This window comes from Amycolatopsis mediterranei (assembly GCF_026017845.1).
Classification (GTDB): Bacteria; Actinomycetota; Actinomycetes; order Mycobacteriales; family Pseudonocardiaceae; genus Amycolatopsis; species Amycolatopsis mediterranei.
On record NZ_CP100416.1, the window covers coordinates 3,321,111 to 3,344,511 of the forward strand.

The 23,401-nt window shown below is 72.7% G+C and carries 24 protein-coding genes and 1 pseudogene; 10 read left to right on the top strand and 15 right to left on the bottom strand.

Translation table 11 applies throughout. The features are described 5' to 3' along the window. Window positions 1–46: 46 nt before the first annotated feature. The gene (locus tag ISP_RS15855; RefSeq protein WP_230468793.1) at window positions 47–1,672 is read right to left on the bottom strand and encodes a thiamine pyrophosphate-dependent enzyme; all 1,626 of its coding nucleotides are present in this window, start codon (window positions 1,670–1,672) and stop codon (window positions 47–49) included. 33 nt (window positions 1,673–1,705) lie between these two features. Here ISP_RS15855 and ISP_RS15860 point away from each other — a divergent pair, with 33 nt between their 5' ends. Further along, window positions 1,706–2,380: a GntR family transcriptional regulator gene (locus ISP_RS15860; protein ID WP_013224884.1), complete on the top strand. Its 675-nt coding sequence runs from the start codon at window positions 1,706–1,708 to the stop codon at window positions 2,378–2,380. 39 nt (window positions 2,381–2,419) lie between these two features. After that, window positions 2,420–3,265, top strand: coding sequence for an alpha/beta fold hydrolase (locus ISP_RS15865; RefSeq protein WP_013224885.1), 846 nt, complete (start codon window positions 2,420–2,422; stop codon window positions 3,263–3,265). Here ISP_RS15865 and ISP_RS15870 read toward each other — a convergent pair. Together ISP_RS15870 and ISP_RS15875 are read right to left on the bottom strand one after the other, a co-directional pair. Further along, window positions 3,239–4,243 (bottom strand): pirin family protein, encoded by a 1,005-nt coding sequence (locus ISP_RS15870; RefSeq protein WP_013224886.1) that lies wholly within the window; start codon window positions 4,241–4,243, stop codon window positions 3,239–3,241. The genes ISP_RS15865 and ISP_RS15870 overlap by 27 nt on opposite strands. A gap of 350 nt (window positions 4,244–4,593) precedes the next feature. Next, complete coding sequence (locus ISP_RS15875) at window positions 4,594–5,205, bottom strand: PhoU domain-containing protein (protein ID WP_014466909.1); 612 nt, start codon at window positions 5,203–5,205, stop codon at window positions 4,594–4,596. Window positions 5,206–5,330: 125 nt separating this feature from the next. Here ISP_RS15875 and ISP_RS15880 point away from each other — a divergent pair, with 125 nt between their 5' ends. Together ISP_RS15880 and ISP_RS15885 are read left to right on the top strand one after the other, a co-directional pair. Next, the gene (locus ISP_RS15880; protein ID WP_013224888.1) at window positions 5,331–5,765 is read left to right on the top strand and encodes a single-stranded DNA-binding protein; all 435 of its coding nucleotides are present in this window, start codon (window positions 5,331–5,333) and stop codon (window positions 5,763–5,765) included. A 171-nt stretch (window positions 5,766–5,936) separates the two neighbouring features. After that, complete coding sequence (locus tag ISP_RS15885; protein WP_013224889.1) at window positions 5,937–6,227, top strand: hypothetical protein; 291 nt, start codon at window positions 5,937–5,939, stop codon at window positions 6,225–6,227. A gap of 317 nt (window positions 6,228–6,544) precedes the next feature. Here the strand turns inward: ISP_RS15885 and ISP_RS15890 are convergent, their stop codons facing one another. Further along, a complete protein-coding gene (locus tag ISP_RS15890; protein ID WP_013224890.1) occupies window positions 6,545–6,937 on the bottom strand; it encodes a zinc-ribbon domain-containing protein in 393 nt (130 codons plus the stop codon). Window positions 6,938–7,104: 167 nt separating this feature from the next. Between ISP_RS15890 and ISP_RS15895 the strand changes: the two genes are divergently transcribed. Continuing rightward, on the top strand, window positions 7,105–7,530 hold the full coding sequence (locus tag ISP_RS15895; protein WP_013224891.1) for a nitroreductase/quinone reductase family protein: 426 nt from the start codon (window positions 7,105–7,107) through the stop codon (window positions 7,528–7,530). Between the two features lies 1 nt (window position 7,531). Here ISP_RS15895 and ISP_RS15900 read toward each other — a convergent pair whose 3' ends face one another. The 5 genes and pseudogenes from ISP_RS15900 to ISP_RS15925 form a co-directional block, all read right to left on the bottom strand. After that, window positions 7,532–9,646, bottom strand: coding sequence for a transglycosylase domain-containing protein (locus ISP_RS15900; RefSeq protein WP_049878122.1), 2,115 nt, complete (start codon window positions 9,644–9,646; stop codon window positions 7,532–7,534). A gap of 36 nt (window positions 9,647–9,682) precedes the next feature. Then, window positions 9,683–10,504: an ABC transporter permease gene (locus ISP_RS15905; protein ID WP_013224893.1), complete on the bottom strand. Its 822-nt coding sequence runs from the start codon at window positions 10,502–10,504 to the stop codon at window positions 9,683–9,685. Continuing rightward, window positions 10,464–11,269: pseudogene (locus tag ISP_RS15910) on the bottom strand (ABC transporter ATP-binding protein). Before ISP_RS15910 ends, ISP_RS15905 begins: the two are co-directional and overlap by 41 nt. After that, the gene (locus tag ISP_RS15920; protein WP_013224896.1) at window positions 11,266–11,706 is read right to left on the bottom strand and encodes a MarR family winged helix-turn-helix transcriptional regulator; all 441 of its coding nucleotides are present in this window, start codon (window positions 11,704–11,706) and stop codon (window positions 11,266–11,268) included. The pseudogene ISP_RS15910 and the gene ISP_RS15920 overlap by 4 nt, the downstream one beginning before the upstream one ends. 71 nt (window positions 11,707–11,777) lie before the next feature. Next, window positions 11,778–12,101 (bottom strand): ArsR/SmtB family transcription factor, encoded by a 324-nt coding sequence (locus ISP_RS15925; protein ID WP_013224897.1) that lies wholly within the window; start codon window positions 12,099–12,101, stop codon window positions 11,778–11,780. A gap of 82 nt (window positions 12,102–12,183) precedes the next feature. Here ISP_RS15925 and ISP_RS15930 point away from each other — a divergent pair, with 82 nt between their 5' ends. The 4 genes from ISP_RS15930 (at window position 12,184) to ISP_RS15945 (ending at window position 15,141) form a co-directional block, all read left to right on the top strand. Then, window positions 12,184–13,173, top strand: a complete 990-nt coding sequence (locus ISP_RS15930; protein ID WP_013224898.1) for a zinc-dependent alcohol dehydrogenase family protein — start codon at window positions 12,184–12,186, stop codon at window positions 13,171–13,173. A gap of 220 nt (window positions 13,174–13,393) precedes the next feature. Further along, on the top strand, window positions 13,394–13,948 hold the full coding sequence (pspAB, locus tag ISP_RS15935; RefSeq protein WP_013224899.1) for a PspA-associated protein PspAB: 555 nt from the start codon (window positions 13,394–13,396) through the stop codon (window positions 13,946–13,948). A gap of 74 nt (window positions 13,949–14,022) precedes the next feature. Further along, window positions 14,023–14,430, top strand: coding sequence for a VOC family protein (locus ISP_RS15940; protein WP_013224900.1), 408 nt, complete (start codon window positions 14,023–14,025; stop codon window positions 14,428–14,430). Between the two features lie 81 nt (window positions 14,431–14,511). Next, the gene (locus tag ISP_RS15945; RefSeq protein ID WP_063606959.1) at window positions 14,512–15,141 is read left to right on the top strand and encodes a hypothetical protein; all 630 of its coding nucleotides are present in this window, start codon (window positions 14,512–14,514) and stop codon (window positions 15,139–15,141) included. On the opposite strand, the gene ISP_RS15950 is transcribed toward ISP_RS15945, so the two are convergent. Beyond that, complete coding sequence (locus ISP_RS15950) at window positions 15,060–15,689, bottom strand: hypothetical protein (protein ID WP_161790930.1); 630 nt, start codon at window positions 15,687–15,689, stop codon at window positions 15,060–15,062. The genes ISP_RS15945 and ISP_RS15950 overlap by 82 nt on opposite strands. Window positions 15,690–15,755: 66 nt before the next feature. Between ISP_RS15950 and ISP_RS15955 the strand changes: the two genes are divergently transcribed. Then, the gene (locus ISP_RS15955; RefSeq protein ID WP_014466913.1) at window positions 15,756–16,445 is read left to right on the top strand and encodes a GNAT family N-acetyltransferase; all 690 of its coding nucleotides are present in this window, start codon (window positions 15,756–15,758) and stop codon (window positions 16,443–16,445) included. A gap of 153 nt (window positions 16,446–16,598) precedes the next feature. Here ISP_RS15955 and ISP_RS15960 read toward each other — a convergent pair whose 3' ends face one another. From ISP_RS15960 to ISP_RS15980, 5 genes are all read right to left on the bottom strand, one after another. After that, window positions 16,599–17,876: a sensor histidine kinase gene (locus ISP_RS15960; RefSeq protein ID WP_013224902.1), complete on the bottom strand. Its 1,278-nt coding sequence runs from the start codon at window positions 17,874–17,876 to the stop codon at window positions 16,599–16,601. Between the two features lie 129 nt (window positions 17,877–18,005). Beyond that, entirely contained in the window at window positions 18,006–19,436 is a 1,431-nt protein-coding gene (locus ISP_RS15965) for a carboxylesterase/lipase family protein (protein WP_013224903.1), read from the bottom strand. 199 nt (window positions 19,437–19,635) lie between these two features. Continuing rightward, window positions 19,636–21,810 (bottom strand): xanthine dehydrogenase family protein molybdopterin-binding subunit, encoded by a 2,175-nt coding sequence (locus ISP_RS15970; protein WP_013224904.1) that lies wholly within the window; start codon window positions 21,808–21,810, stop codon window positions 19,636–19,638. Next, window positions 21,807–22,769, bottom strand: coding sequence for an FAD binding domain-containing protein (locus ISP_RS15975; protein WP_013224905.1), 963 nt, complete (start codon window positions 22,767–22,769; stop codon window positions 21,807–21,809). Before ISP_RS15975 ends, ISP_RS15970 begins: the two co-directional genes overlap by 4 nt. Further along, window positions 22,756–23,208 (bottom strand): (2Fe-2S)-binding protein, encoded by a 453-nt coding sequence (locus tag ISP_RS15980; protein ID WP_013224906.1) that lies wholly within the window; start codon window positions 23,206–23,208, stop codon window positions 22,756–22,758. The genes ISP_RS15975 and ISP_RS15980 overlap by 14 nt, the downstream gene beginning before the upstream one ends. Between the last annotated feature and the right edge of the window lie 193 nt (window positions 23,209–23,401).

The following is a 23,401-nucleotide window of genomic DNA, read 5'->3' on the forward strand; positions in this document are numbered from 1 at the left end:
CCGCACCCGTGCCCGTCCGGCCGGGGCGGCCCCGGAAGCGGCTCGGCTAGCTGCGGTCCGACTCCGGCATCAGGTACTTCCACGGCGACGTGCCCACGCCCAGTTCGCACGGCACGTGCACCAGCGCCGGACGGCCCGCGGCGAACGCCTTGTCCAGCGCGTCGCGCAGGTCGTCCGGGGTGCGTGCGGTCAGGCCGAGCGCACCGAACGTCTCGGCGAGCCGGGCGAAGTCCGGGTTGCCCAGCCGGCCGCCCAGCGCGCGGCCCTCGAACAGCCGCTCCTGATCGAGGTGCACGTTGCCGTAGTAGCCGTTGTCGAACACCACGGCGACGACGCTCAGTCCATATTGGACGGCCGTGGCGAGTTCCTGCGCGGCGAACATGAAGCCGCCGTCCCCGGCCACCGAAACCACCGGACGGCCGGGGAAGGCCGCCTGCACGCCCAGTGCCGTCGGGTAGCCGAAGCCGAGCGTGCCCTGGTGACCGCAGGTGACGAACGTGCGCGGGGCGTAGACCTCGAACCCGAAGTAGGACGCGAAGCCGACCTGGCAGATCTCCTCGACGAAGAAGCCGTCGCGCGGGAGCACGTCCCGGATCGCCCGGAGGTACTCCAGTTCCGGCCCGACGTCGGTGACGCGCTCGGCCACGGCGGCTTTCAGCGCGGTGAACTCCGCCGTCCGGTCCGTCCGTTGTGGACCGACGGCGGCGGTGAGCGCGGCTGTCGAGTCGGCGGCGTCGGCGACGATCGCGACGTCCGCTTCGAGCCGGGTCGCCTGCCGCGGGTCGATGTCGAGAAGAATCGTCTTCAGGCCGGCGGGCTTGCCCGGCCAGCGGAACCAGGAGAGCTCCAGCCGTGACCCGATGCCGATCACGACGTCGGTTTCGGGCCACCGTTCGAAGCCCGAGACGCAGGTGAAGCCGAGCGGGTGGTCGTCGCCCACGATGCCGCGCCCGCCGCGGAACGGCACCACCGGCGCCTGCAGCCGCTCCGCCAGCGCCCGGACCTCGGCGGCGGCGTGCCGGGCGCCGCCGCCCACCATGATCATCGGGTGCTTCGCCGATTGCAGCAACTCCGTGGCCTTCTCCGTGGCAACCGGGTCGACGGCGGGGCGGGGCAGCGGCAGCGGGCCGGTGACGGCGGCCGGGGCGCGCAGCCCGAGCACGTCCCACGGCACCGCCAGCGAGACCGGCCGGGGCCGACCGCCTGCCGCTTCCCGGAACGCCGTCGCCAGTGCGTCCGGCACCTGCACCGGGTGCTCGACCAGCGCCGACCACTTGGTGATCGAGCGCAGGGTCGCCAGCTGGTCGGGCATTTCGTGCAGGTGCCCGAGCCCGCGGCCGAGAAATGCGCGCGGGATCTCGCTGGTCAAGCACACCACCGGTGCGCTCGCGCCGTACGCCGAGAGCAGCGCGGCCGACGCGTTGAGCACACCGGGGCCGGGGACGACGGTGCAGACGCCGGTGCGGCCGGTCGCCTGGGCGTACCCGAACGCCATGTAGGCGACGGTCTGCTCGTGCCGGGCGCCGATCACTCGGATGTCGCCGCCGGTGCGAGCGAGGCTGTCGAACAGGTCGTAGGTCTGCACGCCGGGCAGGCCGAAGACGGTGTCGACGCCGTGGGCGCGCAGCCCGCCGACGATCAGGTCGGCCGCGGTCGGGATCACCGGGGACATCGGCATCGCCTCCTGGGAATCGACGGACCATATATGGTTTCCTACATGATTGGTGCGTCCGCGGAAAGACCGGTCACCAAGTCGCAGCTGGCCTACGAGACGATCAAAGCCCGGATCCTTGCCGGGCGTTACGGGCCCGGCTACCGGCTGGTGCTCGACCAGATCGGCCGCGAGCTCGACGTCAGCGCGGTGCCGGTCCGCGAGGCGCTGCGCCGGCTGGAGGCCGAGGAGCTGATCGAGTTCGAGCGGAACGTCGGCGCCCGGGTGGTGGCCACCGATCCGGTCGCCTACCAGCACGCGATGCAGACGGTGGCGATCGTCGAGGGCGCGGCCACCGGCCTCGCGGCGCCGCTGCTGACGGCCGAGACGCTGGGACGCGCCCGCGAGCTGAACGACCGGATGCGCCGCAGCCTCGCCGAGTTCGACCCGGTGGCGTTCACCGCGCTGAACGCCGAGTTCCACGAAGTGCTGTTCGGCGCCTGCCCCAACCCGAACCTGGTCGACCTGGTCCAGCGCTGCTGGACCCGGCTGGCGGCGGTCCGCGACAGCACGTTCACGTCGGTGCCGGGCCGGGCGCCGGAGTCGGTCGTCGAGCACGAGCGGCTGCTGGCGCTGATCGAGGGCGGGGGAGAACCGGAGGAGGTGGAGCGGTTCGCGCGCGGGCACCGGATGGCGACGCTGGAGGCCTACCTCGCCCGGGAGCGCTGAATCTTGTTCCCCCTGGCCCGGGGATGCCAGGGTCGGGGAGTGCCGATCTTCTCCGCGCCGGACGGAACCGCGCTCGCCGTCCACCTCTGGGGGTCGGGCGCCGGGCCACCGGTGGTCTGCCTGCCCGGCGGCCCGATGCGGGCCGGCGGCTACCTCGGGGATCTCGGCGGCCTGTCCACCCGGCGCCGCCTCGCCGTGCTGGACCTCCGGGGCACCGGCGACTCGGAAGAGCCCGCCGACCCCGCCACCTACCGGTGCGACCGCCAGGTCGAGGACGTCGAGGCGCTGCGCAAGCACCTCGGCCTCGAACGCTTCGACCTGCTCGGACACTCGGCCGGGGCGAGCCTGGCCGTCCGGTACGCGGCCCGGTACCCGCGGCGCCTGAGCCGGCTCGCGTTGATCGCGCCGAGCCCGCGTGCCGTCGGCTTCGACGTTTCGCCGGGGGAAAGGCGGCGGATCATGGCCCGGCGGTCCGGCGCTCCCTGGTTCGCCGCCGCGGCCGCCGCCTACGAATCGATCGCCGCGAAGAAGGCGACCAGTGCGGACTGGGCCGCCTTCGCGCCGCTGTACTACGGCCGCTGGGATGCCGCGGCCCGGCAGCACCAGGCCGGCGAACCAGGCCAGCGCAACGGGGTGGCCGCCCGGATCTACAACTCCGCCGGCGCCTTCGAGCCCGAGACGACCCGGGCCGCGCTCGGCGCCGTCACCGCTCCGGTGCTGGTGCTGGCCGGCGAACTGGACTGGATCGCCGGCCCGGCGGTTGCGGACCGCTTCGCCGCGCTGTTCCCGGACGGCCGCGCCGTCGTCCTGCCCGGCGCCGTGCACTACCCGTGGCTGGACGACGCGCCGGCTTTCCGGTCAGCCGTGGGCGGTTTCCTGGCCTGAGCCAGGGTTGCGGCGGGGTTTGATGCGGACCGCGGGCAGCGCGGGAGCGGGCAGGCGCTCGCCCGCATAGCCCGTGACGCTGCCGAACTGGTCCGACCCGGCTTCCCACGCTTCGCGGAACGCGGCGATCTCTTCGTGGGTGCGGCCGACGAAGTTCCACCACATCAGGATTTCTTCGTCGAACGGGGTGCCGCCCAGCAGCAGGAACCGGGCCGGTTCGGTGCCGCGGTTGCTCAAGGTCAGCGACCGCACCCCGGTGCCGACGTAGCCCAGCTCCGTGGCCCGGACACGGGTCCCGGCCACGACGACGTCGCCGGTGTCGGCCAGGACGCCGTGCTCGAAGCCGGGGTCCACGCCGAGCGACATGTGGGCGTCCGGTCCCAGCACGACTTCCGCGCCCAGCAGCGGGGTGAACGTCGGGATCGGCGACGTCCGGCCGGCCAGCGAGCCGAGGAACACGCGGATCTCCGCGCCTTCGATCCGGTTCACCGAAGGGACGTAGTGGTCGAACGCCCGTGCCGTGTGCCGGTGCCGCTCGGGCAGGGCCACCCAGAGCTGGACGCCGTGCAGCGTCTTCGTGGCGGCGGTCGAGACTTCGGAGTGGCAGATGCCGTGCCCGCCGGTCATCAGGTTGAGTTCGCCGGGGCGGACCAGCGCGTGCGTGCCCAGGCTGTCGCGGTGTTCGATCTCGCCGGAGAACAGCCAGCTGACGGTCTGCAGCCCGGTGTGCGGATGCGGCGCGACGTCCATCGCGCCGGGCCCGCTGACCGCATCGGGGCCGTAGTGGTCGGCGAAGCACCAGGCGCCGATCAGCGACCGCGACCGCTGCGGCAGGGTCCGCCGGACCCGCATGGCGCGCGGCCCGCCGAGCGGCACGGCGCGCGGAGCGAGCACCTCGACAAGGGGCCGATCAGGATCGGCGGCCGCGGGCCGATCGCCACAGGCGAGTTCGGCCGGGGCGGCCTCGGTGTTGCTCATGCCCGCCACGGTAGTCGCGATGCCCGCTGGGGCGCGGCTGGGCGGTGTCCCGGCAGCCCAGGCTGTCGAGCGCCATCGGCGCGCGGGGCGCCGATCCCCGTCCCGCCGGGCGTCGCCAGGCGGGATCTCGGCAGCCTGGTGGCTGGGCGCCCGCAGGTGTATCTCAGCGCAGCCGATCCCCGTCCCGTCGGGCGTCGATCGGCGGGTCCGGGCAGCTTGGTGATCGGGCCGCCCGCAGTCGCATCTCGGCGCAGCCGATCCGTCCCGCTGAGCGTCGATCGGCGGGATCCAGGCAACGGTCCACCCGCGGCCGCATCCCGCGCGCAGCCAACGCGCCCACCACCGAGCCGCTAAGCCCCCACCGGCGCGAACCCCGCGGCCCGGCGCCCGATCCGGACCGCCGTCGCGGCAAACCGGCCGTAGACCGCGGCAAGCAACGCGAGCTCGACCGCGAAACCGGCCCCGCGCAACCCCTCCCGGCCGTCCGCCCACTCCCGCACTTCCCGCTCGGCCGCCCCCACGAGCGCCGCCGCGTCACCGAGCCCCGTCCCGTCCCCGCCGACCAGCACCTCGCGCAGGGCCCGCGCGGTGGCGGCCGCGTGGTCGCCCAGCCGGCCCAGCGCGGGACGCACCTCCGGCGGCACGGATTCCCGCGCCTCGGCGACCTCCCGCGCAAGACCACCCATCCGAGTGAGATCCGCGGCGGTGTGCACGGCCGCGACGACCGCCTTCACCTCCGCCTCCCGCGGCGCGTGCAAGGCCAGCAACGCACACGCCTGGTCTTCGCACGCGGCCCCGAGCGAGGTCACCGCCGCCGCTTGCTCCCGCGCCCGTCCGCCCAGCGTGTGGTCACTTTCCAGCACCGAGCGAGTGGCCTCCTCGAGCGTGCTCGCGACGAGGTCGCACAGGTCCGCCAGCCGGTGGGCGAGCGTGACGAGCTCCTGCTGAAACGCCGTCGGCATGGCCGCAGGTAACCACCCCGGCCGGGTGTCGGCATCTCGTCGCCCGGTCCGGAATTGTCGGACCCCCGTGCTCTCCTCATCGGCAAGAGCGGTGCACCCCGCACCCGGAAGACGAGGAGAGATCGATGGCAGGCGAAACGACGGTCACCGTGGTCGGCAACCTGACGAGCGACCCCGACCTGCGCTTCACCCCGGCCGGCTCGGCGGTCGCGAACTTCACGGTCGCGAGCACCCCGCGGGTGTTCGACCGCGAGTCCGGCGCCTGGCGCGACGGCGACGCGCTGTTCCTGCGCTGCAGTTTGTGGCGGGAGTACGCGGAAAACGTCGCCGAGTCGCTCGTCCGCGGCGCTCGCGTGGTCGTCCACGGCCGGCTGAGACAGCGGTCGTACGACACGAAGGAGGGCGAGAAGCGCACAGTCGTGGAGCTGGAGGTCGAGGAGATCGGGCCATCGCTGCGGTACGCCACCGCCAAGGTGACGAAGGTCAGCCGCGCGACGGGTGGCGAAGGGAGCAGTGCCTGGACGCCGGAACCGGTGGGCGCGGTGAAGCCGCCCTTCTGATTCCCATCCGTTCGCGGCCGGCCTCCGAACGCCTGTCGATGAGGCTTCGACCCGTGCTGGATCGCCTGCGGTGACGATGAGGGGGACGCTCCGGCCCGGACCCGCTGTCGAAATCACGCCCACCGATTCGACGCAGGGGTAGAGGCCGAACCACGAGCGGGAAGGACCGCTATGAACGGGAACGAGAAGACCGGCTCACCGGCAGCGCACCCCGTGGTCAACCACCGGATGCGGGCGATGCTCCGAGCAGTCGGCGCCGGCCGCGGCCGGGTGTCCTGCAGCAGCGAACCGGACCTGTTCATCGACGGCCTCTCGTGCGGCGACCAGTTCGCGGCCCACGCACTGGCCCACCAGGGCCTGGTCCGCGCGGCCCGCCCCGGCCGCCCGGGCGAGCTGGTTCCGGCGGTCCTGACACCCGCTGGCCAAGCCCTCGTCAACCCCGAGCAGAGATCGGTCGCCTGACCCGGCGACCGGCGGTTGTTTGACAACTGGACAGAGAAACCTCACTGCCACGGAGACGGCCGGGCCGGGCTCCCGGCCGCGCGGATCGGCCACCGAGCGGCCGGAGGGCTCAGCCTCGGCTGCCGCGGAACTTCCGGGCCGGGATGGATGCGGCGGCCGGGCGATCCGCCCGAGTACGGGCTGTCGTGGAATCCCGGGCCGGGTTGGATGCGTGGCCGGGCGGCCTGCTCGATCCCTTGCCACGGCGGGAATCCCGAATGGGAGACAAGCCCGGCGGCGGTCCGGACACTCACCGGACCGCCGCCGCCGGTCTGTGCCTACTGGCCCTGCTGCGGAAACTGGCCCGGCTGCGGGAACCCCTGCGGCTGGGAAGGATGCTGCGGATACCCCTGCTGAGGGAACCCGGCCTGCGGAGCCGCGCCCTGCGAAGGGTGCGGAGGGTATCCCGGCGCCGCCTGCTGCCGGGCCTGGCCCTGTTCCTCCTGGGCCTGCAGCCGCAGCGCGTCCTCCTTCGGGATGCGGTTCTCGATCCCGCAGAACGTGCACTGTGCCGTGTACTTGACGCTGATCGGGAACAGCGGGATGAAGAACAGCGTGAACTTCGTGACCGCCTTGCGCACCGCGTGCGCAGCCGGGTTACCGCACCGGCCGCACAAGAACGTCGTCATCGCCAGCACGTAGATGCGCGTGCGCCAGCCCCAGATCAGCATCGGTCTTCTCTCTTCCGGTTCTTCCCTCGCCGCGCAGCCTCGCACACCGTTGCCGGTTGCCGGGGCGGTTTTGCCGATCCCGGCCGATCCCGTCGGGACCCGCATCCGGCGAACCGGACATTCGGGCCGTACCGCGACGCCGGAAGCCGCAGGGCTAGATTGGGATCATGCCGAGCGACTTCGCCCTGAAGACCATGAATGCCGTGCACCGCGGCCTGATCAAGCTCACCGGTGGGCGGGTGGGCTGGCAGGTCGCCATGCCCGTGCTGGAACTCACCACCGTCGGCCGCAAGAGCGGGCAGCCGCGGTCGGTGCTGCTCACCTCGCCCCACCAGGAGGGTGACGCGGTGGTCGTCGTGGCGTCGCGGGGCGGCGACGACACCCACCCCGCGTGGTTCCTCAACCTGCGCGACCACCCCGACGTCGAGGTCTCGCTGAAGGGCGGCCCGAAGAAGCCGATGCGCGCCCGCGTGGCCGACGCCGAAGAGCGCGCCCGGCTGTGGCCGAAGATCACCGCCGACTTCAAGAACTACGCGCAGTACCAGACGAAGACCGAGCGCGAGATCCCGCTCGTCTTCCTCGAACCGCGGTAGGTCACGACCGCGCCGCCAGGTAGGCCGGGTCGGCGGCGGGGATCGGCTGGTCGGGGACCCCGGCCAGCAGCCGGCTCATGGCGTGGAAGTACGGCGGTGCGGCGACCGTGCCGCCGAACGCGCCGTGGCCGCAGTCGCCCAGGTGCACCGGCGTGCCCGGGCAGATCTCCCGCGGGTGCGGCCCGTCGGCGAACACCATCGACGAAACCGCGTAGCCGTCGACACCGCCGACGAACGCGACCGATTCGCTCTGCTGCGTCGTGCCCGTCTTGCCGATGTCGGGCCGGGTCCAGCCGGCCGCGCGGGCCGCTTCGGCGGACGTGCCGCTCGTGGTGTCCTTGCTCAGCCCCGCTTCCAGGGTGTCCGCCACGCCCTCGGGGATGACCCGCTCGCACGCCTGCTGCGCGACCGGCACGGCGTTGCCGTTCCGGTCGGTCACCGACAGGATCGGGTTCGGCGGGCACCACACGCCGCCGCTCATCAGCGTCGCCGAGACGTTGGCCATCTCCAGCGGGCTCACCGGGCTGTTGCCGAGGGTGAACGACAGCAGGTTCCGGAAGTACTGCGACTGCGGCTCGCTGTACTGCGGATTGCCGGACTTCGGGTCCGGCGTGCGGCCGGCGTCGTTGGTCGCGAGGGTGTTGCGCAGCCCGAGCTTGGCGGCCATGTCGAGCACGGCGGGCATCCCGACCTGGCTCTCGAGCCCGACGAACGCGACGTTCGGCGATGTCGCCAGCCCGTCGGCGAGGGTGATCGGGTCGGCGTAGTGGCCGTCGTTGTGGACGGTGTAGCACGACGAATGCGCGTCCGGCACCGGGAAGCACTGGCTGTCGGGGTTGGGCAGCGGGGTGTCGAGGCCCGCCTGGCCGGTGACGAGCGCCGCGGCCGAGGTGAAGATCTTGAACGACGAGCCCGCGCCGAACTCGTTGCTCGCGTCGGCGACGATGTCGGTCGACGTCTCGCCCCGCGCCGGATCGGTGCCGTAGTTGCGGTTCGCGACCATGGCGAGCACCTGGTGCCCGCCCTGGCCCGGCTGGACGACGGCGAAGGTGTTGGCCACACCGTCCTGGGTGGTCGGCACGTTCGCGTCGACGGCGTCCTTGCTCACCTGGGAGACGCGCGGGTCGAGGGTGGTCTTGATCGTGTACCCGCCGGTGGCCAGCCGGTCGGCGGTGAACCCGGCGTGCACCAGGTAGCTTTCCGCGTAGGCGCAGAAGAATCCGGCGTCCGGCGCGGCGCCGAGGCACGTGCCCGACGGCGTGACCGGGCCGTTCGGCAGCAGCCCGAGCGGGGCCGCCTTCGCCGTCGCCGCGTACGAGGCGGGGATGGAGCCGTTGGTGACCATGTCGTCGATGACGAGGTTGCGGCGCTGCAGCGCCTTGTCCGGGTGGGTGTACGGGTTGTAGACGCTGGGGTTGTTCACCATTCCGGCGAGCAGTGCCGCCTGCGCCACGGTCAGTTTGTCCGCGGTCGTCCCGAAATACGCCTGGGCCGCGGCACCGACCCCGTACACGGTTCCGCTGAATTCGACCACGTTGAGGTAATTCGCCAGGATGTCGTCCTTGCTCATCGTGTCGTTGAGCTGAACGGCCATTTTCGCCTCCCGCAGCTTGCGGGCGAGCGAGTCCTCGCGGTCGGCCTGCTGGGCCGCGGGGTCGTTCCGGTCGACGACGTTGATGAGGTAGTTCTTGACCTCCTGCTGCGTGATCGTCGACGCGCCCTGAAGCGAGCCCCCGGCGCTGTCGTTGACCGCCGCGCGGAGCATGCCTTGCAGGTCGACGCCGCCTTCGGTGTAGAACCGGCGGTCCTCGATGGCGATGATCGCCGCCTTCATCGTGGTCGCGATCCCAGCCGCGGTGACCGGGAGGCGGTACTGCGCGTAGAGCGTCGCGATGGGGGTGCCGTCGCGGTCGGTCACCGTCGTGGTCAGCGGCAGATCGGCCGCGGCGAGCCGGGCGGAAATGGCGTCCACCGAATCGCTGACCTGATTGGACAGCAGGCCCGCCCCGATGGCGGCGGGCGCCACCGTCCCGGCCACCAGAATCCCGGCGAGCACACACAATCCGGCAAAAGGGACCACGCCCCCGCGACGTTTCACGAATTCGACATTAGGCATCGGCCGATAAAGCCTCCGTTCGGTGAGACGAGTGCCTCACCGGGCCAACCGGCCGAGCAGGGCCGAGGCGACCGCAACGGCCACCGCCGTCGCCACCGCCAGCACGGCGAAGTCGGTCCCGAGGTGGGCGGGTGTCCCGATGAGCAGGCCGCGCAGCGCGTCGACCTGGTAGCTCAGCGGGTTGACGTGGCTGAGCGCCTTCAGCCACGGCGGCATCAGGTCCACCGGGTACAGCGCGTTCGAGCCGAAGAACAGCGGCATCGTGATCGCCTGCCCGATGCCCATCAGCCGTTCCCGCGACCGCACGATCCCGGCGATCACGATGGACAGGCAGCAGAAGAACGCCGAACCGAGCACGAGGACGACGGCCATCGCGAGCAGCTTCAGCGGGTTCGCGGTCAGCCCGACGCCGAGGACCGCGGCCAGGATCAGCACCATCAGCGCCTGGACGAGCGCGCGGACCCCGGCGGCGAAGGCCTTGCCCGCGACGAGTGCCGCGCGCGGGGTCGGGGTCACCAGGAGCTTGGCGAGCACGCCCGCGTCGCGCTCCCAGATGATCTGGATGCCGTAGAAGATCGCGATGAACAGCGCCGACTGGGCCAGGATGCCCGGCGCCAGGAAGTCGAGGTACGGCGTCGAGCCGGTCGGGATCGCCCGCAGCCGGGTGAACGTCTCCCCGAAGATCAGCAGCCACAGCGCGGGCTGGATCGCCCTGGTCAGCAGCTCGGTTTGATCGCGACGCAGTTTCTGCAGCTCCACCAGGCACATCGCGCCGACGCGGGCGCCGAGCACGCGCAGCCGGCGCAGCGGGCCGGGGTCAGCCGAGGCGGCGGGCGGTACGGCGAGTGGCACGGACACCGCGGATCCCTCCTTCTTCGTGGTCGAGGCGGTTCCCGGTCACCGTCCGGAACACGTCGTCCAAAGTGGCCTCCGGGCCGAGGCCGGCCTCCAGCTCGGCGGGCGTGCCCAGCGCGCGGATCCGGCCGGCGTGCATCAGGGCGACGCGGTCGCAGTACTGCTCGGCCTCGTCCATGTAATGCGTGGTGACGAGCACCGTCATGCCGGTCGCCTCGCGGATGGCGGAGATGCGGTCCCACACCGACGAGCGCGCGACCGGGTCGAGCCCGATCGTCGGCTCGTCGAGGATGAGCAGCCGCGGCGAGCTGACCAGAGCCTGGGCGAGCTCGAGCCGGCGGATCATGCCGCCGGAGTACGTCTTGGCCGTGCGGTCGGCGTCGTCGGCCAGCCCGACCAGTTCCAAGGCGAGCCGCACCTGCTCGGCGCGCCCGCGGCGGGGCACGTCGAAGAGCCGCGCGAACAGGGCGACGTTCTCGCGGCCGGTCAGCGCGCTGTCGGCGGAGAGCTGCTGCGGGACGTACCCGATCAGCCGCCGCACGGCCATCCGGCGCGGGCGACGTCGATGCCGAAGACCGAGATGCGGTCCGGGGTGGCCGGCAGCAGCGTGGTGATCATCCGGAGGGTGGTCGTCTTGCCGGCGCCGTTCGGGCCGAGCAGGCCGAACACCTCGCCCGGGTGGATTTCGAGGTCGACGCCGTCGACCGCGCGGGTCGCGCCGAACGAGTGGCTCAGGCCGGTGCAGCGCACCGCCGCGGGTTCGGTCATGGCTGCTCCTTCAGGATGCCCGTGAGCTTTTCCAGTGCCGGCAACGCCTGTTCGATCGCCGCGATGTCCTCTTCGGACAGTTCCGCGAGGGCGTCGGCGACGAGCCCGGTGCGGGCGCGGCGCCAGGCCGCCATCCGGTCGGCGGCCGCGGCGGTGACCTCCAGCCGGGCCGCGCGCCGGTCGGCGGGATCGGCCTCGCGGCGGAGCAGGCCGGCGTCGGCGAGCTGGTTGACCAGCGTGCTGACCGAGTTGTTCGCCAAGTGCAGTTCGCGGGCCGCCGCGGCGACGCCGATGCCGGGGTGGTCGGCCACCACGCGCAGGAGCTCGACCTGGGCGCCCGGCAGCGGCATGCCCGGCACGTCCGCGCGCACCCGGCGGCGCACCACCCGGCGGATCCCCTGGACGGCGCCCAGCAGCCGGTCGGCGAGTTCGGTCATGCCTCCGACGGTAGCTCTGACCCAGATCTATTAGCAACGCTAAATGTCTGGTTGGCGAGGAACGGGGAGAATCAGCCGCGCGCGGCTTCGGCGAGGGCCAGGTCGAGCAAGCCGGGGAAGCGGACGTCGAACTCCTCGCGGCGCAACGCGTTCAGCCGCTGCGTGCCGCTGTCCCACTGCCGGAGCAGCCCGGCCGCGCGGAGGATCTTGAAGTGCCGGGACGCGGCGGGCTTGCTGACCGGCGGCATGATCGCGCCGCACGACTGGCCCGGTTCCCGGGCGAGGGCGGCGACCATGGTCAGCCGGTGCGGGTCGCGCAGGGCTTCCAGGGCTGCGCTGAAGGAGACGTCCTCGAGGGCCGGGTGGTCCAGGGGAGTCGCGGTGCGGCTGGCCATGCTCCGAGTATCCCCGGTTGCCGGGAGGCGCGGCGCTGTGCCATGGTCGATGTTAGTCATTTGATTAACATAAGGAGGCGCGGTGCGCGTTTACCGTCCCCGGTCCGGCCGCCTGGTCCAGCGCGAGGAGCCGATGCCCGAACCGCGGCGCGGCGAGGTGCTCGTCCGGGTGCGGGCCGTGTCGCTGAACTACCGCGATCTGCTGATCCTGAACGGCGACCACATCGCCACCGGCGCCACGGACCTGATCCCGGTGTCGGACGCCGCCGGCGAGGTCGTGGCGGCCGGCGAGGGGGTCACGCGCTTCGCCGGGGGAGAGCGGGTGCTCAACGCCTTCCACCCGGACTGGATCGCCGGGCGGATGCCGGAGACGATGGTGGGATACGGCAACGGCCGGGACGGCTGGCTCGCCGAATACCGCGCCGTCCCGGAACACGCGCTCGTCGCGCTGCCGGATTCGCTGACCTTCGAGCAAGGTGCGACGTTGCCGTGCGCCGCGGTCACGGCGTGGACGTCGCTCGAGGGCGTGCGCCCGGGCGACGTGGTGCTGACCCTCGGCACCGGCGGCGTCTCCCTGTTCGCCGTGCAGCTGGCGAAGGCGCGCGGGGCGCGGGTCGTCGCGACGACGTCGAGCGCGGCCAAGGCGGCCAAGCTGACCGGACTCGGCGCGGACACGGTGATCGACTACGTCGCCACGCCGGAATGGGGCAAGGCGGTGCTCGACGCCACCGGCGGGCGCGGCGCGGACCGGATCGTCGAGGTGGGCGGGCCCGGCACGTTCGCGCAGTCGCTGGTCGCGGCCGGGACGCACCACGCCGAGATCGCGCTCGTCGGGTTCGTCGGCCGCAGCGGGCCTCCGGTCGACTTCATGGATCTCTTCCGCAGCGGGGCGACCGTGCGGAAGATCTGGGTCGGCAGCCGCGAGGACACCGAAGACCTGCTCCGGTGGCTCGACGTGTGGCCCCTCGAGCCGGTCGTCGACAGCGTTCACTCGTTCGAGGAGGCCGAAGCGGCCTTTCGCCGTTTCGAGAGCCGGGAGAACTTCGGCAAGGTGGTGATCGCCACCGCGTGAGGCGAGAGGAATACCGCTGATCGGCGGAACCTACCCGGAGTGACCGTTCGGCGGCGGGCCGGTACCGCTCGCCGTGTCGCGGCGGAGTTCCGGGCCGGAATGGGCCGCGCGGGCGCATGCTGTCCTTTCCGGTCCCGCGTCCCCGCGTCTGACGTCCACAGTGGACATTGCCAGTGCGCCCGGTCCGGCGGCCTCCGAAATGAGGATAGGAACGTTCGACGTGACCCTGCTGGACAGCAAGCTCGTCCGGTGCTGGACCTCCCGCCCGCACCTGCAGTCCCTCTACACCCTCGCCGCGGCCGCCCCGCGGATGCGCGCCGCGCTCGGCCTCGCGCCCACCGGTGGCGGCACGGTCGACTTCCAGGTGGACGGGGACGCGCTGGCCCGGACCGAGGCGGAGCTGATCGCCGCGACGTCGGCGCGGCTGCCGGTGCACCCGCTGGTGACGCAGGACCTGCACGGCCGTTCGACGGTCCGGTGCTGGCGCCGCAACCGCGACCTGCGCGTGCTGACCGGCGACCTGGTCGACGTCGCGGACCGGCTGGCCCGGGCGGGTTACGGCGGGGCGCTGCGGTTCGCGACCGTCGAGTTCGCCGAGCCGGCCGGGCGCCGCGAAGGGAAGCTCGCCCTGGTGTACCTGTTCGACCGCGGCACGTTCCACACCGCGGCGCCGGGGGCCCGGCCGCTGGACCGGGCGCTGGAGCTGCGCGCCCGGGCCGCGTTGCACGGCGCCCTGCCGATGGAGCCCGTCGCGCAGCGGCGGTTCGTGCTCTGACTGAAAATCCTCCGATTGGCACGGTCCCCGCGTTCTGCGAGGATGCTGCTCTCGTCCGATCGAAGGAGATGGCCGTGGCTTCTCGTCTCAACCCGTACCTGAGCTTCCGCGACGACGCGCGGCAGGCCATGGAGTTCTACAAGGGTGTCTTCGGCGGCACGCTCACCCTGAACACGTTCGGGGAATTCGGCTCACCCGAAGGGGCGGACGCGGACAAGGTCATGCACGCGCAGCTGGAGGCCGAAAACGGCTTCACGCTGATGGCGTCGGACACCCCGGCCGGGATGGAGCACAACCCGGGTACCAACATCTCGGTGAGCCTCAGCGGGGACGACGCCGACGACCTGCGCGGCTACTGGGACAAGCTGAGCGACGGCGGCACCGTGACGGTTCCCTTCGAAAAGCAGATGTGGGGCGACGAATTCGGCGCCTGCGTCGACAAGTTCGGCATCCCGTGGATGGTCAACGTCGTGCACGGCTAGCCACGAGCCGTTGCAGCCGGTGCCCTCGTCGGTGACGATGGAGGGGCCGGCGTGGCGTGGCGCCGGGCCGAAGGAGGCCCGATGGCGGGTTTTCCCTGGACGTGTGCGCAGTGCGGCGCGGTCAACGACCCCGTCGCCCGGCGCTGCGGCACCTGTAAGGGCCTGGCGCCGGGCCGGGCTCGCGCGCGGGCGCTGTGGGTGCTGCTGACGCTGATGGTGGTGGCCGGTGTCGCGGTGGGCGGGGTCCTGCTGTTCACCGGCGACTCGCAGCCCCCGTCGTCCGCGTCGGGGCCCTTCCCGGAGTACACGACGCCCGCGCTGCCGACCACCGAGACCGTGATCACGACCGCGAACGGCGTCACCCCACCCGTCACACCGTCGACGACCACGTCGACGTCGGCGGACAAGCCGTGTCCGGGGGACGCGGCGCGCTACCTGCCCGGCGGCACCGGAACGGCGCTGCTCGTGGCGCAGACCGCGAAGTCCCTCGTCACGATCTGCCGGACCCCCGACGGCCGGATCTTCTACGACGGCCAGGCCCGCGGGCAGGCCGCCTCCGACGACACCCACATCATGCTGCCGGCCCAGGCCGAGGGCGGTGGCTTCGTCGCGGTGAACGGCGACTACCGCTACCAGGTCGACGGCGGCAGGCTGGTCGTCTCGGCCGGCTCCGAAGTGCTCTCCGACGAAGAACTGACCACGGTCGGCTGAGTGCCGTACAGCTCGTCCACCGGTTCCGCGTCGAACCCGAGGTCGGCCCGCATCCGAGCGCGCATGACGCGGTAGCCGCGCTGGCCGGCGTCCCAGGCGGGCCGCAGCCTGGTGCGGTCGTCGTCCGGGTCCAGCAGCATCGCGGCCAGCCGCATCCGCGGCAGCGTGGCGTCGCTGACCAGCCGCCGGACCGCCTCCGGCGCGTGCAGCACGACGGGCCCGAGCGCGTGCTGGGCCTCGCTGCGCACCTCGCGCAGCTCTTCGAGCTGGTGTTCGTCGAGTTCGCCGCCCGATTCCCGGACGGCGCGGGCCTGGAACAGCACGCCGTCGAACGCTTCGAGGACGCCCATCAGCTGGGCGTAGGCGTCGGCGCGGGTCTCGTGGGTGCGGGCCTCGCGTTCGCGCTGCCAGCGGCGCTCTTCGCGAGCGGCCTCTTCGGCCATGCGCCGGATCTCCCGCCGTCCGGAGAGGATCTGGGTCAGGATCACCCCGGCGAGGCCGAGCAGGGCGACGACGATCGGAATCCACACCGGCACTTGGGAACCCACGTGCGCACCCTACCCAGGATGTGGGAGTGGCAGCGGTCACCGGGCAACCGTCCGCATGCTGGAGCCATGGCTTCTCCGCTCGACAACCCGACCTGGGCGTCGCTGACCGGTCCGCACGCCCGCTTCGCGGAACGGCGGGGGCGCGTCCTGCGCTATCCGGAGGACGTCGCGCCGTTCCTGGCCCTGCCCGGCGACCCGGGCGAGCAGGATTGGCGGGACGTCGCCGAGCTGGCCGGGCCGGGAGCGACCGTCGTGCTCGCCGCGACCTTCGAGCGGCCGCCGTCCGGCTGGGCGGTGCTCGAGGAGATCCCCGGCGTGCAGCTGGTCGACGAGGGCGTCGCGGCCGCGCCCGAGCCGGAAGCCGTGCGGCTCGGCCCCGCGGACGTGCCGGAGATGCTGGACCTCGTCGAGCGGACGCGGCCGGGGCCGTTCCGGAAGCGGACCGTCGAGCTCGGCACCTACCTCGGCATCCGGCGCGGCGGCGCGCTCGTCGCGATGGCCGGCGAGCGGCTGCACCCGCCGGGCTACACGGAGATCAGCGCGGTCTGCACGGACCCGGCCTACCGTGGCCAAGGATTCGGGACGCGGCTGGTGCTCGCGGTGGCCGCGGGCATCCGCGAGCGCGGCGAGATCCCGATGATGCACGCGGCCGCGGCGAACACCTCGGCGATCCGCCTCTACCGATCCCTGGGATTCGCGCTGCGGCAGCGGCCGGACTTCGTGGTGGTGCGCGTGCCCCTCGCGGTCGCGGTCTAGGCACGGTCGACGACCCGGGTGTCGAATCGAGGCCCGGCGGTTCGGCGCCCGGGTGCAAGGAAAGGCGTGGCGATGTCCTGCCCGCGCTGCGATCACGGCGTCAGCGCCACCACCCGGCTGACCGCGGCTCGCCGCGTGGCCTGAGCAGGTGGCTCAGCCCGGCACCCACATCGTGACGCGGGTGCCGCGGCCCGGCTGCGAGTCCACCGTGCCGTGCCCGCCGACCTCGGCCAGCCGGGCCATGATCGACTGGCTGATGCCGAAGCCCGGTGGCCGGTCGCCGACGTCGAAGCCCTGGCCCTGGTCGCGGGCCACCACCGCGATCCCGCCGTCGCGCTTCTCCACGCGGAGCACGACCTGCTTCGTCCCGGAGTGCTTCACCGTGTTGCGCAACGCTTCCCGGACCGCTTCGCACAACGCGGTGCGCCGGTCCTGCGACACCTTGTGGTCGTCGGCGAAGTCCGCGGCGACGAGCTGCGTGCGCAGGCCGTCGCGGGCCAGCTCGGTGGCGACGTCGGCGAGTTCGACCGCGAACCCGCGCGTCGACCCGGTCGGCACGGGTTCGGTGATCCGGCGGCGCAGCTCGGCCGCCTCCGCCTTGGCGACCGAACGCAGCTCTGACAGCCGCGTGACGGCCTGGGCGTCGTCGCCCGGCGCCGAAATGGCCAGCGCTTCGAGGGTCTGCAGCACGCTGTCGTGCATGATGCGCCGCGTCCGGCGGCGCTCGGCTTCGCGCCCGCGCCGCAGCCCGATGTCCACTGCGAACCGGGTGCCGACGCCGAGCAGGATGAGGATCGCCGCGGCGAGCACGATCGCCACCGCCAGCGCCACCATGCAGCCGATCGACCGGGTGAGGGCGAGCTGGTTGCTCAAGGGCAGGCCGCCGGCGAGCGTCAGCACGGCCCGGAACGGGACGGCCGCGGCGAACACCCACAGCGCCGCGGGCAGCCCGGACGTGCCGGCCCACATGGCGACCGAGCCGACCAGCCAGGTCCAGGACACGTCGACGGCGAACGGCTGCACCGCGGCCGGGGCCGTCATGGCGACCACGAGGTTGAGGGCCACACCGAGGGAAAGGTCCAGCCCGAGGGCTCGCCCGGTGAAGCGGGCCCGCAGGCCGCCCGAACGCAGCACCCAGACGACGGCGGCGGTGTCGGCCACGACGGCGAAGGCGGTGGCGCCGAGCACCGGTGCGAGCCCGACCACGCCGTTCGCGGCGGTGAACCCGATGAACACCTTGACGAACGCGGCGGCCCGGTAGGCCAGCGGCACCGCTACCCAGTAGCGCGAGGCGCGGGCGAGCGTCGCGTCCCCGACGGCGGTGAGGTCGCTGCTGTCGGAAACGGGCTCGGCGGGGTCCGCAGGGGTGCCGCTGCGCAGCAGCGTGCGGACGAAGGCGCGTGGCGGTGCGGCAGAGCCCGCCTCGGACATCGGTGGTCCCCATTCATCCGGCCGTCCGGGCGCCTGAGCGTGGCAGCGGAGCAGGGGGATAGTCAACCGTCCGGGCCCGGAGCCAGCCCGCTGGAGCAAGGCCCTCGACCGGTTCGTGATCTCCGGAGCTCAGTAGGCGTGGAACATCGTGTCCTCGCCCGTGTACTCCGCCCAGCCCGGCGAACCCGTCGTGGCGAAGCGGTGCCAGGCGCCGTTCAGCTCGGCCGCCAGCTCGTGCGGTGGGTTCTCGCCGAGCAGGCCGCGCGGCCCCGAGAGCGTGTCCAGCGCTCCGAACACGAACGGCAGTTCCAGCCCGTGGCACGCACCCAGCCTGCCGTCGAGCAGCGGCGAGCCCCACTCGAACTCGTACCGGAACGTCCGGCCGGTGTGGTTGTCGGCGAGATCGCGCACGCCGTCGCGGAAGACCAGGTCCGTCAAGGCCTCGACCAGCACCTCGCCCGCCGTGCGGCCCGAACCGAGGCCGTACGCGTAGAGCACGCCCGCCGGATCCGGGTGCGAGACCGCCAGGGAGGCCACCGCCTGGTCGTCGGTGACCGCTTCGAGGGCGCCCGTCGGCACCAGGTAGAGGCGCATCTCTTCGCTGCAGCTGCCGGCGATCAGGTCGACGTCGCGGCCCGCGCCCGCCTTGATCGCCTTGGCCGGGTGGTGGGGCAGGACGTCGTCGCCGATCATCGGGAGGAAGGGGCTCAGGCCGTAGCCGCGGTCGTAGCCCAGCGCGTCGCGCAGGTCGGGTGCGCCGCCTGGGCGCAGGACCGCGTCCTGGGCGTCGAGCAGCTGCTCGGTCGACACCTTGCGGAACGCCTCCGCCGTCGGTTCGGCCTTCAGCTCGTCGGCGACCACCTTGGCCAGCCGCCGGGCCTGGACGGTGTCACGGACCATGTCCGGGTGTCCGCTTTGGACGATCGCGCGGTGGAAGAGCCCGGCCGACAGCGGCGAGCCGAGCAGGCAGGCGACGCTGACGGCGCCCGACGCGGCGCCGAAGAGGGTGACGTTGGCGGGGTCGCCGCCGAACGCGGCGATGTTCTCCTGCACCCAGTGCAGGGCCGCGAGCTGGTCGCGCAGGCCGAGGTTGGTCGCCCCGCCGTCGAGGGGGAGGAACCCGTCGATGCCGAGGCGGTACTGCACCGTCACCAGCACCGCGCCGGCGCGGGCGAACGCCGTGCCGTCGTGGACCGCGGCGGACCCGGCGCCGCCGAGGAACGCGCCGCCGTGCACGAACACCAGCACAGGCAGCGAGGCGGCGCCCGGCTGCGGCGTCCAGACGTCGACCGTCAGGTACTCCGGCCCCGGGCGCCAGCCGGTGCCGGTGAGCGGGGTCAGGTCGAGGCCGGGCACGTCGTGACGGCGCTGCGGCGCCGTCGGCCCCGGTCTCTGCGTCTCGCGGACGCCCTCCCACGGTGGCGCGGGAACGGGTTCGGCGAAGCGCAGCTCGCCGTCGGGCGCGGCGGCGTAGGGGATGCCGCGGAAGAGCACCACGCCGGCGGGGGTGACCTGACCGCGGACCGCGCCGGACGTGGTGGGGACGACGGGGTCGGTCATGCGGGGGGTCCCTTCGTGGACTGTCGGGGGAAGCGCCCGTCAGCCTAGGACCGCGGACGGGCCGCCGTCATGGGCGGACCGTCTCTCGCGTTGTCGCGGATGGATAACGGCGCCCGGCCCGGATTCGCCGAGCGGGCGAAGACACCGTGAATTTCTGTTGCCGTGGGCAGGGCGGCCCGGAGCCCCCCTGCCCACGGGGTCAGCCTTCGAGGAGGTCCTCGATGGTGATCGGGATGTGCCGGACCCGGATGCCGGTGGCGTTGTACACGGCGTTGGCGACCGCCGCCGCCATGCCGACCGTGCCGATCTCGCCGAGGCCCCGCGCGCCGACCGCGTTGTGCAGGGTGTCGGGGTACTCGACGAACTGGACCTCGACCTCCGGGATGTCGGCGTTGACCGGCAGCAGGTAGCTCGCGAAGTCGCCGTTGGCGAGCCGGCCGTTCGCCTCGATCTCCAGGCCCTCGTGCAGCGCGGCCGAGACGCCCCAGATCATGCCGCCCATGAGCTGGCTGCGGGCCGCCTTGTCGTTGATGATCCGGCCCGCGTCGAAGACGCCGAGCATCCGCGACACGCGGGCCTCGCGCGTCCACTTGTGCACCCGGACCTCGACGAACTGGGCGCCCCACGAGGCGAAGGAGTGCTTGGTCATCTCCTCGCCGGGCGCCGACGTGCCGGTCACCTCGAGCGTCTCGCGTCCCACGGCCCGCAGCAGTTCGCCGAAGGTCATCGACTCGCCGTCGGCGAAGACGCGGCCGTCGGCGTAGGTGACCTGGCGCCCGGCGAACGGCGCGCCGGGGTCGGCGGCGAGCGCGGTCAGTTCGTCGATCGCCTTGGTGGCGGCGAGCATGATCGCCGTGCCGGCGCTCGCGGTCGCCGTCGAGCCGCCGGACATGCCGCCCGGCGGGAGGGCCGAGTCGCCGAGGCGCGGGGTGATCCGGTCCGCCGGGATGTCCAGCGATTCGGCGCCCACCAGGGAGAGCACGGTCAGCAGGCCGGTGCCGGGGTCCGCACCGCTGGTCGCGACGACGGCGGTGTCGTCCGCCCGCAGCGTGATGCCGACGGTGGCCGGGAACCGCAGGGCGGGGAACACCGCGGTGGCGACGCCCGTGCCGACGAGCCAGTCGCCGTCGGTGCGCGTGCCCGCCGGGCGGTGCGCCCAGCCGAAGCGGTCCGCGCCGATGCGGAAGCACTCGTCGAGGTGCTTGCTCGACCACTGCAGGTCGTGGCCCGGCGGGGCGGTCGAGTTGTTGCGGACGCGCAGCTCGATCGGGTCCATGCCCAGCTTCACGGCCAGCTCGTCGAGCGCGCTCTCCAGCGCGAACGAACCGGGTGCCTCGCCGGGGGCCCGCATGAACGTCGTCGGCGGGAGGTTGAGCGGCACGACCTTCTGGGTGATGGACAGGTTCTTCGTGGCGTACCACTCGCGCGAGGTGCCGTGCGACGTCGGTTCGACGAACGACCGGGCGGTGTCGGTGTGGCACCACGAGTCGTGGCGCAGGGCCACCAGGGTGCCGTCCGGCTCGGCGCCGATCGCGAGCTTCTGGACCGTCGCGGCCCGGCCGGCGGTGGCGGTGAAGACCTGTTCGCGGGTGAGCGCGGCCTTCACCGGCCGGCCGAGGGAGCGGGCCGCGGCCGCGGCCAGGAACGCCGGCGTGGACGTCCGTCCCTTGCCGCCGAACGCGCCGCCGACGAACGGGTTGACCGCGTGGACGGCTTCCGGCGCCAGATCCAGCGCGATGGCCAGTTCGGTCGCCTGCATGTGGGACGCCTGGTTCCCGCTGTAGACGGTCAGCTCGCCGTCGTCCCACACCGCGACCGCGGAGTGCGGCTCCATCGCGGCGTGGTTCTGCGTCGCGGTCGTGTAGGTGGCCTCGACGACCACCGGGCTCGCGGCCAAGGCGGCTTCGATGGACTCGACGCCGTCTTCGAGCACCTCGATTTCCGGCGGTGCGCCGTCGAAGCCCGGCGACGCCGGTTCGGCGGTGGCGAGGCCTTCGGCGAGCGAAGTCCGGGCGGGCCGCTCGCGGTAGGCGACTTCGACGAGGGACGCGGCGTCCCGGGCCTGCTCGAACGTCTCCGCGACGACGAACCCGATCGGCTGGCCGTAGTAGGTGACTTCCTTGTCCTGCAACGGCACCCACGTGTCGCCGAAGATCGGCAGGCTCGGCGTGAGCAGCGCCAGCGGGTCGAACGGCGTGTACACCTCGAGCACGCCGGGTGCGCTCTTCGCCGCGGTGGCGTCCATGGCCTCGATCTCGCCGTGCGCGATCGTGCTGAGCAGGACGTAGCCGTGGACCATGCCGGGGAAGGTGTGGTCGGCGCCGTACTTGGCGCCGCCGGTGACCTTCAGCGGCGCGTCCAGCCGGGTGATCATCGAGAGCTCCCCTCGGTCAGTTCGAGCAGGGCCCGGACGATGGTGCGCGGCAGCAGCGTCACCTTGAACCCGTTCTCGGACAACGGTTGTGCGCCTTCGACGGCCACGGCCGCGGCCGCTTCGAAGGCGGCCTCGGTCGCCGGGGCGCCCCGCAGGGCCGCTTCGACGGCCGTCAGCCGCCACGGCACCGTCCCCACGCCGCCGGCCGCGACGCGGGCGTCGGCGACGACCCCGTCCCGGACGTCCAGCGCGACGGCGGCGGAGCACAGCGCGAACTCGTAGGACTGCCGGTCGCGCACCTTGACGTAGGTCGAGTTCGCGGCCCAGTCCAGCCGCGGCACGATCACCTCGGTGATCAGTTCGCCGGGGCGCAGGTCGTTCTCCACGGCGGGGGTGTCGCCGGGCAGCTGGTAGAAGTCGCCGAGCGCGACCTCGCGGGTGCCGGTCGCGTCCGCCAGCCGCAGGCGGGCGTCGAGCGCGACCAGGGCGACGGCGACGTCACTGGCGTGCGTCGCCACGCACGACTCGCTGGTGCCGAGGATCGCGTGCATCCGGTTCGCGCCGGTGATCGCGGAACAGCCGCTGCCGGGCACGCGCTTGTTGCACGGCATCGTGATGTCGCGGAAGTACGAGCAGCGCGTGCGCTGCAGCAGGTTCCCGCCGATGCTGGCCATGTTCCGCAGCTGCTGGGACGCGCTCAGCAGCAGGGCGCGCGAGATCGCCGGGTAGACGCCGGGGTGTGCGGCGATGGCGCCCATCCGCTCGAGCGCGCCGAAGCGGAGCCCGTCGGTGGTGTCGATGCCGCGCAAGGGCACGTCGTTGATGTCCAGGACGTGCTCGGGCGTCAGGACGTCCAGCTTCATGAGGTCGACCAGGGTCGTCCCGCCGGCGAGGTACGTGCCGGGCGTGGCGACCGCCGCTTCGACGGTGGTGGGTGCGGTCAGCTCAAAGGGACGCATCGACCCGCCTCGCCTGCTGGACCGCCTTGACGATGTTCGGGTAGGCCGCGCACCGGCAGAGGTTGCCGGACATGAACTCCCGCACGTCGTCGACGTCCTGCTCGACGGCGGCGACCGCCGACATGATCTGCCCGGCGGTGCAGAACCCGCACTGCAGGGCGTCCTGGTCGACGAACGCCTGCTGCACCGGGTGCAGACCGTCCTCAGTGGACAGTCCTTCGACGGTGGTCACCGGCTGCTTGACGGTGGCGGCCAGGGTGAGGCACGAGAGCACGGGCTTGCCGCCGACGTGCACGGTGCAGGCGCCGCACTGCCCGCGGTCACAGCCCTTCTTCGGGCCGGTGACGGCGAGGCGCTCGCGCAGGGCGTCCAGGAGCGTGACGCCGGGATCGACGTCCAGGTGTTCGGTTTTGCCGTTGACTTGGAGTGAGATGTCCACTGGTCTCTTTCCGCGGAGCCGGGCGGACTGCCCGACGGTGTGGTGGGGCGGTGAAGGGCGGGAGCGGATACTCATCCGCTTCACTCGGTCGCGAGGCTAGCGGATTACAATCCGCTTGGCAACGAACTGCAGGAGCTGGAGTTGCTCCAGCGCTCGGCTAGATTCAGCGGGACGGCACGACCACCGGGAGGAA

Coding starts and splice junctions, on each gene's coding strand:
- ISP_RS15855 (WP_230468793.1), bottom strand. CDS start 1,672: ATGTCCCCGGTGATCCCGACCGCGGCCGACCTGATCGTCGGCGGGCTG.
- ISP_RS15860 (WP_013224884.1), top strand. CDS start 1,706: ATGGTTTCCTACATGATTGGTGCGTCCGCGGAAAGACCGGTCACCAAG.
- ISP_RS15870 (WP_013224886.1), bottom strand. CDS start 4,243: ATGAGCAACACCGAGGCCGCCCCGGCCGAACTCGCCTGTGGCGATCGG.
- ISP_RS15875 (WP_014466909.1), bottom strand. CDS start 5,205: ATGCCGACGGCGTTTCAGCAGGAGCTCGTCACGCTCGCCCACCGGCTG.
- ISP_RS15880 (WP_013224888.1), top strand. CDS start 5,331: ATGGCAGGCGAAACGACGGTCACCGTGGTCGGCAACCTGACGAGCGAC.
- ISP_RS15885 (WP_013224889.1), top strand. CDS start 5,937: ATGAACGGGAACGAGAAGACCGGCTCACCGGCAGCGCACCCCGTGGTC.
- ISP_RS15890 (WP_013224890.1), bottom strand. CDS start 6,937: ATGCTGATCTGGGGCTGGCGCACGCGCATCTACGTGCTGGCGATGACG.
- ISP_RS15895 (WP_013224891.1), top strand. CDS start 7,105: ATGCCGAGCGACTTCGCCCTGAAGACCATGAATGCCGTGCACCGCGGC.
- ISP_RS15900 (WP_049878122.1), bottom strand. CDS start 9,646: ATGCCTAATGTCGAATTCGTGAAACGTCGCGGGGGCGTGGTCCCTTTT.
- ISP_RS15920 (WP_013224896.1), bottom strand. CDS start 11,706: ATGACCGAACTCGCCGACCGGCTGCTGGGCGCCGTCCAGGGGATCCGC.
- ISP_RS15925 (WP_013224897.1), bottom strand. CDS start 12,101: ATGGCCAGCCGCACCGCGACTCCCCTGGACCACCCGGCCCTCGAGGAC.
- ISP_RS15945 (WP_063606959.1), top strand. CDS start 14,512: ATGGCGGGTTTTCCCTGGACGTGTGCGCAGTGCGGCGCGGTCAACGAC.
- ISP_RS15955 (WP_014466913.1), top strand. CDS start 15,756: ATGGCTTCTCCGCTCGACAACCCGACCTGGGCGTCGCTGACCGGTCCG.
- ISP_RS15960 (WP_013224902.1), bottom strand. CDS start 17,876: ATGTCCGAGGCGGGCTCTGCCGCACCGCCACGCGCCTTCGTCCGCACG.
- ISP_RS15965 (WP_013224903.1), bottom strand. CDS start 19,436: ATGACCGACCCCGTCGTCCCCACCACGTCCGGCGCGGTCCGCGGTCAG.
- ISP_RS15970 (WP_013224904.1), bottom strand. CDS start 21,810: ATGATCACCCGGCTGGACGCGCCGCTGAAGGTCACCGGCGGCGCCAAG.
- ISP_RS15975 (WP_013224905.1), bottom strand. CDS start 22,769: ATGCGTCCCTTTGAGCTGACCGCACCCACCACCGTCGAAGCGGCGGTC.